The sequence below is a fragment of the Campylobacter ureolyticus genome (genome assembly GCF_027277485.1).
Classification (GTDB): domain Bacteria; phylum Campylobacterota; class Campylobacteria; order Campylobacterales; family Campylobacteraceae; genus Campylobacter_B; species Campylobacter_B ureolyticus_B.
This window is the reverse complement of the sequence record NZ_JAPXGQ010000021.1, coordinates 1-11,298: the sequence shown is the minus strand read 5'-3', so window position 1 is coordinate 11,298 and position 11,298 is coordinate 1. Positions and strand designations below refer to the sequence as shown.

The 11,298-nt window shown below is 29.8% G+C and carries 14 protein-coding genes; 2 read left to right on the top strand and 12 right to left on the bottom strand.

Going from position 1 to position 11,298, the window contains the following annotated elements; all coding sequences use genetic code 11:
* From O6B72_RS08865 to ispG, 3 genes are all read right to left on the bottom strand, one after another.
* Nucleotides 1-126, bottom strand: a 126-nt coding sequence (locus tag O6B72_RS08865) for a MerR family transcriptional regulator (RefSeq protein ID WP_269492915.1), incomplete at its 3' end; no start/stop codon positions are given.
* Nucleotides 127-548: 422 nt separating this feature from the next.
* A complete protein-coding gene (locus O6B72_RS08860; protein WP_415271064.1) occupies nucleotides 549-1,949 on the bottom strand; it encodes a replicative DNA helicase in 1,401 nt (466 codons plus the stop codon).
* A gap of 16 nt (nucleotides 1,950-1,965) precedes the next feature.
* Nucleotides 1,966-3,048, bottom strand: a complete 1,083-nt coding sequence (gene ispG / locus O6B72_RS08855) for a flavodoxin-dependent (E)-4-hydroxy-3-methylbut-2-enyl-diphosphate synthase (protein ID WP_269492911.1) — start codon at nucleotides 3,046-3,048, stop codon at nucleotides 1,966-1,968.
* Nucleotides 3,049-3,209: 161 nt separating this feature from the next.
* On the opposite strand from ispG, the gene O6B72_RS08850 reads away from it, so the two are divergent.
* Nucleotides 3,210-3,464, top strand: a complete 255-nt coding sequence (locus tag O6B72_RS08850; protein ID WP_258298440.1) for a hypothetical protein — start codon at nucleotides 3,210-3,212, stop codon at nucleotides 3,462-3,464.
* Here the strand turns inward: O6B72_RS08850 and thiD are convergent.
* On the bottom strand, nucleotides 3,430-4,215 hold the full coding sequence (gene thiD, locus O6B72_RS08845) for a bifunctional hydroxymethylpyrimidine kinase/phosphomethylpyrimidine kinase (protein WP_258298439.1): 786 nt from the start codon (nucleotides 4,213-4,215) through the stop codon (nucleotides 3,430-3,432). The genes O6B72_RS08850 and thiD overlap by 35 nt on opposite strands.
* Nucleotides 4,216-4,430: 215 nt before the next feature.
* Between thiD and O6B72_RS08840 the strand changes: the two genes are divergently transcribed.
* Nucleotides 4,431-5,105 (top strand): hypothetical protein, encoded by a 675-nt coding sequence (locus O6B72_RS08840; protein WP_269492909.1) that lies wholly within the window; start codon nucleotides 4,431-4,433, stop codon nucleotides 5,103-5,105.
* 13 nt (nucleotides 5,106-5,118) lie between these two features.
* Here the strand turns inward: O6B72_RS08840 and O6B72_RS08835 are convergent, their stop codons facing one another.
* The 8 genes from O6B72_RS08835 to O6B72_RS08800 form a co-directional block, all read right to left on the bottom strand.
* Nucleotides 5,119-5,847 carry a DUF4230 domain-containing protein gene (locus O6B72_RS08835; protein ID WP_269492907.1) on the bottom strand — a complete coding sequence of 243 codons (729 nt, stop codon included), beginning with the start codon at nucleotides 5,845-5,847 and terminating at the stop codon, nucleotides 5,119-5,121.
* Nucleotides 5,848-5,859: 12 nt separating this feature from the next.
* Entirely contained in the window at nucleotides 5,860-7,071 is a 1,212-nt protein-coding gene (gene ilvA / locus O6B72_RS08830) for a threonine ammonia-lyase (RefSeq protein ID WP_269492905.1), read from the bottom strand.
* A gap of 87 nt (nucleotides 7,072-7,158) precedes the next feature.
* Entirely contained in the window at nucleotides 7,159-7,578 is a 420-nt protein-coding gene (locus tag O6B72_RS08825) for an arsenate reductase/protein-tyrosine-phosphatase family protein (protein ID WP_269492903.1), read from the bottom strand.
* Nucleotide 7,579: 1 nt separating this feature from the next.
* Complete coding sequence (locus tag O6B72_RS08820; RefSeq protein WP_269492902.1) at nucleotides 7,580-7,981, bottom strand: thioredoxin family protein; 402 nt, start codon at nucleotides 7,979-7,981, stop codon at nucleotides 7,580-7,582.
* Between the two features lie 74 nt (nucleotides 7,982-8,055).
* A complete protein-coding gene (locus tag O6B72_RS08815) occupies nucleotides 8,056-9,051 on the bottom strand; it encodes a permease (protein WP_269492901.1) in 996 nt (331 codons plus the stop codon).
* 2 nt (nucleotides 9,052-9,053) lie between these two features.
* Entirely contained in the window at nucleotides 9,054-10,121 is a 1,068-nt protein-coding gene (arsB, locus tag O6B72_RS08810) for an ACR3 family arsenite efflux transporter (protein ID WP_269492900.1), read from the bottom strand.
* Between the two features lie 66 nt (nucleotides 10,122-10,187).
* Nucleotides 10,188-10,541 carry an ArsR/SmtB family transcription factor gene (locus O6B72_RS08805; protein ID WP_309137736.1) on the bottom strand — a complete coding sequence of 118 codons (354 nt, stop codon included), beginning with the start codon at nucleotides 10,539-10,541 and terminating at the stop codon, nucleotides 10,188-10,190.
* 257 nt (nucleotides 10,542-10,798) lie between these two features.
* The gene (locus O6B72_RS08800) at nucleotides 10,799-11,116 is read right to left on the bottom strand and encodes a DUF4298 domain-containing protein (protein WP_244078816.1); all 318 of its coding nucleotides are present in this window, start codon (nucleotides 11,114-11,116) and stop codon (nucleotides 10,799-10,801) included.
* Between the last annotated feature and the right edge of the window lie 182 nt (nucleotides 11,117-11,298).

The window sequence follows — 11,298 nt, the reverse complement described above, 5'->3', positions numbered from 1 at the left end:
TCTACGCTCCCCACCTTTGGTTAATTCATCAGGTTTTAGCAACTCTTTTTTATCCCAGTTTCTAAGTGTTTGTATAGTTACACCAAGAACTTTTGAAGCTTGTCCTATTGATAGTAATTTATTCATACACTAATCATATTAAATTTCAAAGTAATTGTCAATATAATAATATAAAATATTTATGGTGTTTTATAGATATTTATAGATTTTATGTTACTGGTGGTTACCTAGGGGAGTTATTGCTCCCTAGCGCCCTTGCCAACTCGGATTGGTGTGTAGGAGGTGGGACGTTCCTACCGCTTTCCATAGTTTTTCATTTCAAAAGCTTTTCAAAAATATTTTTCTTTATTCAAGAACCTTTTAAGGCAATTTTTTAATATAATAAGCCTTGAAAATGTTCTAAAAATATTTTATATCCCAAATTTTACCTTGATACACCATATCTATTACTAGTGAATAAAAAATATTTTTTTGTTGTTTACAGTGGTTGTCGGCAACTTCATATTACTTATTGCAAATCATTATGAAAATACCATTAATTGTGTATTTTATTCGCTTATTTTAAACTCAGTTTCACTAATTGGATTTGCACTTGCATCGATAAATCTTGTAAAATTTTGTTGAAATACAACCTCGACAGTACCTAAAGCACCATTTCTATTTTTACCTACTATTATCTCAGCTTTTTCCTCATTTACATTTTTTACAAATTTTGGCTCATAGTCTTCTATAGCTTTTCCACTGTTTAACCAATTTTCTTTTCTTTCATCTTCTTCTTGTTGCGCATAGTGATCTCCCCTATAAACAAAAAGAATAATATCAGCATCTTGTTCTATGGATCCACTTTCTCTTAAATCACTTAACATTGGTCGTTTATTTGCCCTACTCTCCAAGCCTCTATTAAGTTGTGAAAGTGCTATAACTGGCAATTTAAGCTCTCTTGCAAGAAGCTTTAATCCTCTTGAAATTTCAGCAACTTGCAAATGTCTTTCATCAAAACTACTGCTACTCATCATTAAACCGATATAATCAATTACGCAAAGGCTAATTTCTTCATGCTTTGATTTTAATTTTCTAAGCTGGGTTCTTATTTGATGAATATTAACATATGAATTATCATAAACAAAAAGCTTTTTGTTTGTCATATAGTTACATGCATCACCAAAACGACTAAATTCATCATCGTCCATTTTTCCAGTTAAAATATTTGAAAGAGGTATTGATGTTTTTGCACTTATCATTCTCATCATTAAATGACTAGCTGGCATTTCAAGCGAGAAAAAAACAACCCCTTTATCTAAATCCAAAGTCTGCTGAATTGTATTTAATGCAAAAGCTGTTTTTCCCATACCAGGACGAGCAGCAATAATGATAAGCTCTCCTTCTTTAAAGCCTTTTGTATATTCATTTAGATACCTAAAGCCAGTATCAAGTCCGACAATTTCTTTACCTTCGTTTTCTTTTTGTTTTTTTATTTCTTCTAAGAGCTCATTAACTATTTGTGTAGATTCTTTTATTTCAGCACCACTTGTATTTTCAACTAAAGCGTATAATTTAGAGCTTATCTCATCAACCATATCTTTTGAGTTGCTATCTTCATTTACTTTTTGGGGTATTTTGTGAGCAATTTTAACCAATGCTCTTTTTATGCTTTTTTCTTTTAATTCTTTTGCATATTTTACTATATCAATAATGGAATTTGTTGCTAAAATTTCATTATAAATTTGTTCATTATATTTATTTTCAAGCCTTTTTTTAATAAACGCACTATCTATTGGCTCGTCATTATTGATACAATCTAAAATAGCTTTAAAAACATCCCCATGTTGTTTTTGATAAAAATCACCCTCATTTATTATTCCATAAATTTCACTAAGACCATCTTCGTTGTATAAAATAGAGCTTAAAATCGCTCTTTCCATATCCAAATCATACAAATTTGAAGGTATTAAAGCTTCAATATTTTTATTCGCCACGTTTTTTTACCTCGTCTTCAACTTCTTCTAAAAATTTCTCAACTAGCCTATCCTCTTTTAGTTTTGCTACAACTTCGCCTTTTCTCATAACTAAGCCCTGCCCTTTACCAAAAGCTATTGCCACATCAGCACCTTTTGCCTCACCAATAGCATTTACAACACATCCCATAACTGAGATATTTAAAGGTGTTTTTATATGCTTTGTTTTTTCCTCTACTATTTTTACAGCTTTTACTAAATCACTTTGAAGCCTGCCACAAGTTGGACAACTTATAATATTTACTCCACTTCTTTGAACGCCTGAGTCTTGAAGTATGGCTTTTGCAACCTTAATCTCTTCTTCAAGTTCTCCTGTAATACTAACTCTTAAAGTATCACCAATGCCCTCAAGCAAAAGTCCTCCAAGCGCAATAGCACTTTTTATAGTTGCGTGAAAAATAGTTCCTGCTTCCGTAACACCTAAATGAAACGGATAATCACACTTGCTTCTAAGCTTTCTATAGGCTTGCATTGTATTAAAAACATCGCTACTTTTTAAAGAAATCGCAATATCTCTAAAATCAAAATCCTCCAATAACTTAAAGTTATATTCAGCAGAGGCTAGCATACCATCAACTGTTCTTCCATATTTTTTTTCAAACTCTTCTTCTAGGCTTCCTGAATTTACACCTATTCTAATTGGTAAATTCCTTTGCTTACACGCATCGACTACGGCTTTTATACGCTCCTTACCTCCGATATTTCCTGGATTTATCCTTATAGCATCAACAAATGGCGCCACTCTTAAAGCGTGTTTATAGTTAAAGTGAATATCAGCAATGATTGGAAGCGGACTTTTTTCTTTAATTTCTTGTAAAGCAGTTGCATCCTCAACACTTAAAACAGCACATCTTACGATATCACATCCTGCAAAATAAAGCCTATTAATTTGCTCGAGTGTAGCTTTTACATTATGTGTTTTCGAAAATGTCATAGACTGAACGCTAATCTTAGCATCGCCTCCAACTGCTACATTTCCAACATATAATTTTTTAGTTTTATATCTTTTATAAAATTCACTATTTTCTAACATAAATTTCCTTATGAATTTAAAAATGTATTTTACTATAAAAGTGTTTAAAGGTTTATTTATTAAAAATTTTTAGATTATTTTTTATTATAAAAAAACTAAATTTAGAAAAAATTATATAAATTTTTATATAATAATATAATTAAAAATTTTAAAGGTTAAATGTGATAAAAAAAATTATAATTATGTTTTTTTGCTGTTTTTTAACCCAAATTTTTGCTAATGAAAAATGTGACAAAACAGACAATATTATAAATTTGAATAAATTTTTTGGAAAAACTTGTATGGTAGAGAACTCAACTAAAAAAAGCATGGAAACAAACAATAAAACAGATGCAAATATCATTAAAAAGAGCGAAAAACTCGCTCAAAATGAAGGAAATTTTAGTAAAACTGATAAAAGTGATTTATTGGATTAAAACCTTTTCCTATTTTAAATGATTTTTCTATCGCATCATATACATAATTTTTAGCACAAATTACTGAATTTTTAAGATCTTTGCCATTGGCTAAATTTGAAGCAATAGCACTCGATAGAGAACAACCTGAACCGTGAGTATCATCAGTTTTAATTCTTTTTGTATTAAGTGGCAAAATCTCTTTTCCATCATAAAAAATATCAAGTGATTTACCATCATACTCACCAACTTTTAAAAAGACACTTTTACTTCCAAAATCAAGCAATTTTTTAGCTGAATTTATGGCATCTTCATAAGTTTTAATTTCGTTTTTAAGTATAACTTGTGCTTCAAATTTATTAGGTGTTATGATAGTTGCGAGTGGAAAAAGCTCTTTTACAATATACTCTTTTGCTTCTCCTTCAAGCCAAATATCACCATTTTTACACGCCATAACAGGATCAAGCACAACAGGAGGTAGATTTTTTATATCACGCAAAGTTTTTGCAACATCTTTTATGATTTCCACACTTGGTACAACGCCTATTTTTATAGCACTAACTTCTATATCATCAAAAATAGCTTTTATGCCATCACTTATCATTTTTGGACTTATTAACTCCATTCCAAAAATACCTTTTGTGTTTTGTGCTGTTGTAGAAGTAGCAACTCCCATGGCATAAACTTCGTGAGCTATAAATACTTTCAAATCAGCTATTAATCCAGCTCCACCGCTTGGATCAATCCCTGCTATACTTAAAACATTTTTCATAAAATTTTCCTTTTTATATAAAGTTAGGCGTAATTATATCAAGTTATTTAAAATTACTGACAATGTTTTATAGAATAAATTTTAAAAAATCATAAACTATAAAGAATGTTTATTATAGAATAATTATAGAATAAATTTATTATAAATTCATTTTTTAGCTTTTGATTAGCTTAATTGTAGTAGAATATAAGAAATCAAATAAAGGATTAAAAATTTTGAATAAATTTAAAAATTTAAATTTAATGCTTGCAACAAAAGATAAAGAACTCATTTTAAAAGCTAAAAACTCAATTAAATTATTTAAAAATCTATATATACAAGATTGCGAAAGTTTTATAAGTGCGTATTTAAACTCAAATGTAGCAATTGACTTAATAGTACTTGATTTAGATGATTGTGGTGATATTGACCTAAGTTCTATTATGTATATTCATCCAAATCAACAATTTATATTTTTAGCCTCAAAAAGACAAATTTATCTTAAATTTTTAGAAAATTTTAAAGGCGGAAAGTCAGCTGTTTTATTTAAATCAATCAAATTTAGTGCAATTTTGGATAACTTGCTTTTAATGTTAAAAAATAAAGACCAAAAAGAGGAAAATTTGCTAAATTTAACCAATGAAATAAGCATAAATTTAAAAAAAGAAAAAATTTATCAAAACGGTGAAGAGATTTTTTTAACTCCAATGATGCATAAACTCATACTTTTGCTTTGTGCAAATTTAAATAACTTAGTAACTTTTGAAATGATAAAAAGTTCAGTTTATGAAAGTGTGCCAAACTCTCGCATAGTTGTGCAGAATTTAGTTGGAAATTTAAAAAGAAAATTTAATCTTGATATAAAAAGCATATATGCAAAAGGGTATGTTCTAAAAAGCCTTGAGGAATAATCATAAATAAAAGTTATTTTTTATCTATGATAAATTTTTGTTTTAACTCATTTCCAAGCTCTATATTGCTGTCTTTAACATCAACTTTTTCTATATTTTTATCTGTAAATTCTAAACTTACATTTCCAGCACCAAAGCTTTTTGCTAAAGTTTTTATCGTATCAGTCGCAGAGCTATGAATTTTAGCTCCAAGATCATTAATTATTTGAACGGACATATTTTTAATCTCATCTTTTGCTTCGCCTATTAGTTTGTTTTTTTCACTCTCATCAAAGCTTGGTCCAAATAAAGAATTTAGAGAATCAGGAAGTAAAAAAGGCATAAATTTAGAGTTTTTTTCATCATAAATTTTCATATCAGTTATTGAAAATTTATATTTACACGGTGGCATAATTACTTTAAAATCGTTATTTCCTAAATTTTCTATCTTAAAATCTTTGCTTTTTAAATCATATATAAAATCTATCTCAAACTCAAAAATAACTGCGATTTGTTTTTTTGTCATTGTCCAGCCTAGTACGCTGTCCCAAAGCCCACTAAATGGGCTATTTTTCTTAGTAACTATCTCTTTTGAGTAAATTTTAAAAACATTAAGTTCGCCAACACTTTTAAGTTTTATAATCTCAGTAGAAATATCGACAGATGGCTTTTCATTAACTTTTTTTAGTTTTTTGTTTTGTTTAAAAAGTATAAAAATAACTATGCCTAAAACTAAAATTATCATTAAAGTTAAAAAATCCATCCTAAAATCCTTTTAAAAAATCTTTTTAAAAATATACCCATTTGAGTTTAATACTTCGCAAACTTCATCTTGATGAGCTTTGCCTTTTGTCTCAAGCGTGATAGTAATAACCGCATCTCCGTAATCAATCTGAGTTGAGAATCTATCATAATCAATCTTAACAATATTTGCATTTGCGCTTTTTAAAGCTAAAGTAAGTCCCATCAAAGCACCAGGTTTATCAACAAGTGTAACACTAACTGTCATCTTTCTATGAGATTTTATAAGACCTTTTTCGATGATGATATTAAGCATTTGAACATCGATATTTCCACCACTTAAAATAATGCCAATTTTTGAATTTTTAGGATATTTAAATTTAGAACTCATTAACGCTGCAACTCCAACCGCTCCAGCGCCCTCAACAACTATTTTTTGGCTTTCAAGTAAAAACAAAATAGCATTTGCTATCTCTTCATCATCAACCTGAACAAACTCATCAACATTTTCTAAAATATGTTTTAAGGTAATAGGACTTGCATCTCTAACACTTATACCATCGGCAATTGTTTTTACGCTTTTTGAATTTACTACCTTTTTAGCATTAAAGCTATTAAACATAGCAGGAGCACCTTTTGCGCCAACTGCAATTATTTTAATATTTGGGTTAATTTGTTTTGCGCAACTTGCTACTCCACTTATTAGCCCACCTCCACCAACAGGAGCTACTATATAGTCTAAATCAGGCACAGTATCAAGCATCTCAAGAGCAGTTGTACCTTGCCCTGCTTGAACAAAAATATTATCAAAAGGATGTACAAAAGTTAAAGAGTGCTCTTTTGCATATTCATTTGCATACTCATATGCTTCATCAAAGTTATCACCTTTTAAAATAACTTCCGCACCTAAAGCCCTTGTGCCGCTTACTTTTAAAAGAGGTGTAGCTTCTGGCATAACGATAACTGCACGAATTCCAAACTCTCTTGCACTAATTGCAACACCTTGGGCGTGATTTCCAGCACTTGCAGCAATTACACCTTTTGCTTTTTCTTCTTGGCTTAAATTTGAAATCATATTATAAGCACCACGAATTTTATAAGCACCTGTTTTTTGTAAATTTTCTTCTTTTAAATAAACATTAGCGTTATAATTTTTGCTAAGCTTGTTAGAAACGGCAAATGGAGTTTCATCTACAAATCCTGCTATTGTTCGTTTTGCTTGGATTATTTTATTTAAATCAACCATAAAATTCCTTGTTTTAGACTTTAAAAGGTTTATTATATCAAAATTTGCATTTTACTCGGTAAATTTTCTATAAATGATAAAAACACCCTACATTGCTGCAGGATGTTGGTGTTTAAGACTATTCTTTAATTGAATGATTTTATCTTTGATTTCTTTTATTACTGCTATTAAAACTTCGTCAGATTTTTCTGTAGGATCTAAAAGTCCCCAATCATCATCAAATGCTCTGCCAATAAACGGACATCCTACATCACATCCCATAGAAATAGCGATATCAGGATTAGGTATTTCATCAATAAGTTTGCTATGGTGTCCGTTTGCATTCATATCGATTCCATAAAGTTCTTTTACAATACGAACTGCATCCTGATTAATCTGATTGTTTAATTTTGTTCCAGCTGAATAGGAGTCAAACACATCTGAAGCATATTTTTTCCCTAAGGCTTCTGCAATTTGGCTCCTACAGCTATTATGTACACATATAAATGCAACTTTTGGTTTTTTCATTTTAATTTACACCATTTTGTTCTAATAAATCTTTTACTTCATCCTTGTTTAAAACTTTGCCATAGGATACAACTTTGCCATTTATAACTAATGCCGGAGTGGACATAACTCCATAACTTGCGATTTGAGAAAAGTCAGTAATGTGGTCTATATTTTCTTCAACATTAAGTTCAGCGAGTGCTTCCCTGGTTGATTTTTCTAAAGCAGCACATTTCGAGCAACAAGAACCTAGTATTTTTATCCCCTTCTCTTTTTTCTTTTCTTCTGCTTTTTCTATATTCTCTGATGAGTAATTTAGATCACAACAACTTGTTTCTTTAACTTCCTTATCTTTAACAGGTTCACAATTGCCACCAATTGTACAACCTTTCTCTTCTTTTTCTTTCTTACGAAATAATCTCATTTTTTCCTCCTTAATTTACATCTATTGTTTTCACAATATCTTATATTTTTTGCTTTCTACTTAATAGTTTCATTTTAAATTAAAATAGCATTAAAAATGTTAAATAAGTATCCTACAACAATTATCCCAAAAGTACAAATTCCTATGAATAAAAATAAAAGCTTTGGTTTAACTGCTTTTTTTAACATGATTAATGATGGCAGGCTTAGTGTTGTTACTGCCATCATAAAAGCTAGGACAGTTCCTAGTTGAGCACCTTTTGATAATAGAGCTTCTGCTATTGGTATAGCTCCAAAAATATCAACATACATTGGTGCTCCTATAACAGTCGCCAAAACCACTCCAAGTGGATTCTTGCTGCCTAGGATATTTTCAACCCAAGTTTGAGGAATCCAATTGTGCATCAATGCCCCTATGCCCACACCTACTAAAATATAAGGGAAAACTTTTTTAAAAGTGTCACTAACTTGAGTTTTAGAAAAATCAACCCTGTCTTTTAATGTTAAGCTTGGAGAGCTAATATCAACTTGACTTGCATTTTTTATAAAGTCTTCTACATGCCTTTCCATATGCATTTTTTCGATGAGGCTACCACCAATTACAGCAATAATCAGCCCCAATACTACATATGCTAGGGCAATTTTGGCTCCAAAGATACTCGTAAGTAAAATAAGGCTACCCAAATCAACCATTGGAGAAGAAATCAAGAAACTGAATGTAACACCTAATGGTAATCCAGCACTCGTAAACCCAATGAATAGCGGGATGGATGAACAAGAACAAAACGGTGTAACGGTTCCTAACAATGCGGCCATGATGTTTGCTCCTAATCCATTAAAACGTCCCAGAATTTTTTTACTTCTTTCAGGTGGGAAATAGCTTTGTATATAAGAAATTATAAAAATCAATACGCAAAGTAATATTGTAATTTTTATAACATCATAGATGAAAAATTGTAAACTTCCTCCAAGTTTTGAAGTCATATCAAAACCAAGATTTGTTAATACTTCTCCTATCAATTCATTGAGCCATTTCATACCTAGAATTTGATCTTGAATAAAACTCCACATATCTAACCTCTATAAGATTCTTTATTTTCTAAAAACCAGTGTTTTGTATTATTGGCAATTTTCACTAAAAATAGCATAACAGGTACTTCAGTAAGAACACCTACAGTGCAAGCTAGTGCAACTGGTGAATGTATCCCAAATATTGCTATTGCAACAGCTACAGATAATTCAAAGAAATTTGAAGCTCCAATCATGCCTGCTGGTGCAGCTATTTTAAAAGGTAAACCTACTTTTTTGCTTAAGGCATACGCTATAGTAAAAATTAGGAATGTTTGAAGGGTAAGTGGAATAGCTATCAATAAAATATGAAATGGGTTTTCTAAAATTATATTTGCTTGTGAGCTAAATATAATTATTAGGGTCAATAGTAGTCCAACTGTTGTCGTTCCGTCAAATTTACTTGAAAATTGTTTTTCAAAATAATCCTTTCCTCTTTTATCAATTACTATTTTCCTTGTGATGACACCTCCAAATAATGGAATAGCAACAAATAAAAACACACTAATAAATAATGTGCTATATGGTACTACAACATTAGATACACCTAATAAAAACTTTACTATAGGTACAAAAGCTATTAAAATGATTAAATCATTTGTGGCTACTTGAACCACAGTGTAAGCAGGGTCACCCTTTGTAAGAGTCGACCACACAAAAACCATAGCAGTACATGGCGCAGCCCCGAGCAAAACAGCTCCAGCTAAATAATCATTAGCCAAATCATTAGGAATGATATTTTTAAATATAATAAAGAAAAACAAATAAGCTATTCCAAACATAGTAAATGGTTTTATTAGCCAATTAACAGCCCATGTTACAAATAGACCTTTTGGATTTTCTCTAACTTTTTTAATACTTTGAAAATCTACTTTTATCATCATTGGATAAATCATAATCCAAATTAATATTGCTATCGGCACAGATATACCTGCAATTTGCATTTTACTTAAAGCAGATGGGATTATAGGTATATATTTTCCTATAAGTACGCCAACAATCATGCAAAATAATACCCATAAGCTCAGGTATTTTTGAAATACATTAATTCCATTATTCTTATTTTTTACCATAGTTTTTCTATCTCTTTCTTTTAGTATAGATATATTTAAATATTTCTATGTATAATGCAGAAAAATTTACTTTTTCCAAGTGTGGCAAATACATTCATCTCCGCTATCAAATATTTCCTTTAAGCCAGATTGTATCTTCTTTAAAATCTTTTTATTGGCAATATAATATATGTTTTTTCCTTCTCTTCGACTAATAACTAGATTAGCATCTTCTAATCTTTTCATATCATTAGATAGTGTTGGTTGTGTTATATCAAATTTCTCTAATATCTCACAAGCACAAAGCTCATCGCAAGATAACATATCTATAATTTCTAATCGTTTTGGATCACTCAAAACTTTTAATTTTTTTGATATCTCTATATATTTATTTTTCATGTAAACCTCATTGATATTTTCACGTATAATTATACCAATCATATAGAAGATTGTCAATATGTTTTTTTAATCTCTTAAAGTAATTTTTTTTACATACAGATACAGACAATTTATATCTATAAACTGGTTTTTATATATCAAAATTTGCCAATCTTAATCGTATATAACTTTACTTGCTAAATTTGAAATTATTTTATAGATAATTTCAAATTTATTTTGTATTCATATCAAATTTATTTTGTAAATTTAAAACTTTATTGTAGCAAAATTTAAACTTCAAAGCATATCTTGCTTTTATTTTAGGCTCTTAACATTTTTGTTGCTATTTCTATCATCTCAATGGCGCTCTCTCTATAGTCAATCATCATATTATAAATTTCATCTTCGCTTAAAACTGCTCTTTTTAGATCTGTTGGGATCTCTCCTTTTCTATCGGCTTCTAGGTCATCGTTTCTTTGTTTGCCGTAGTAATAGTCCATAAGCTTTTGATACTCTTTTAAAGACTTTTTTAATGTTTTTAAAAGCTTGTTTAATTTCTCTAAAGTATCTATTTGAAACTCTAAATTTTTCTCAAAAACAGTTATGTGAGCGAATTTTTCTTCATTTAAATTTTTCATTTTTTATCCTTTATATTTTTTAAGTATAACTATACTCTCAACCCCTATGGTTATTGGGAACATATCCACGCTCGTAGATGGAAACATATCAAAGATTGGCTCTCGTTTGTAGGAACATATCGACTGTAATTATTTCATTTTCAAGCCTTTATCGATAGCTTCCTGAATAATCTTATGACAAC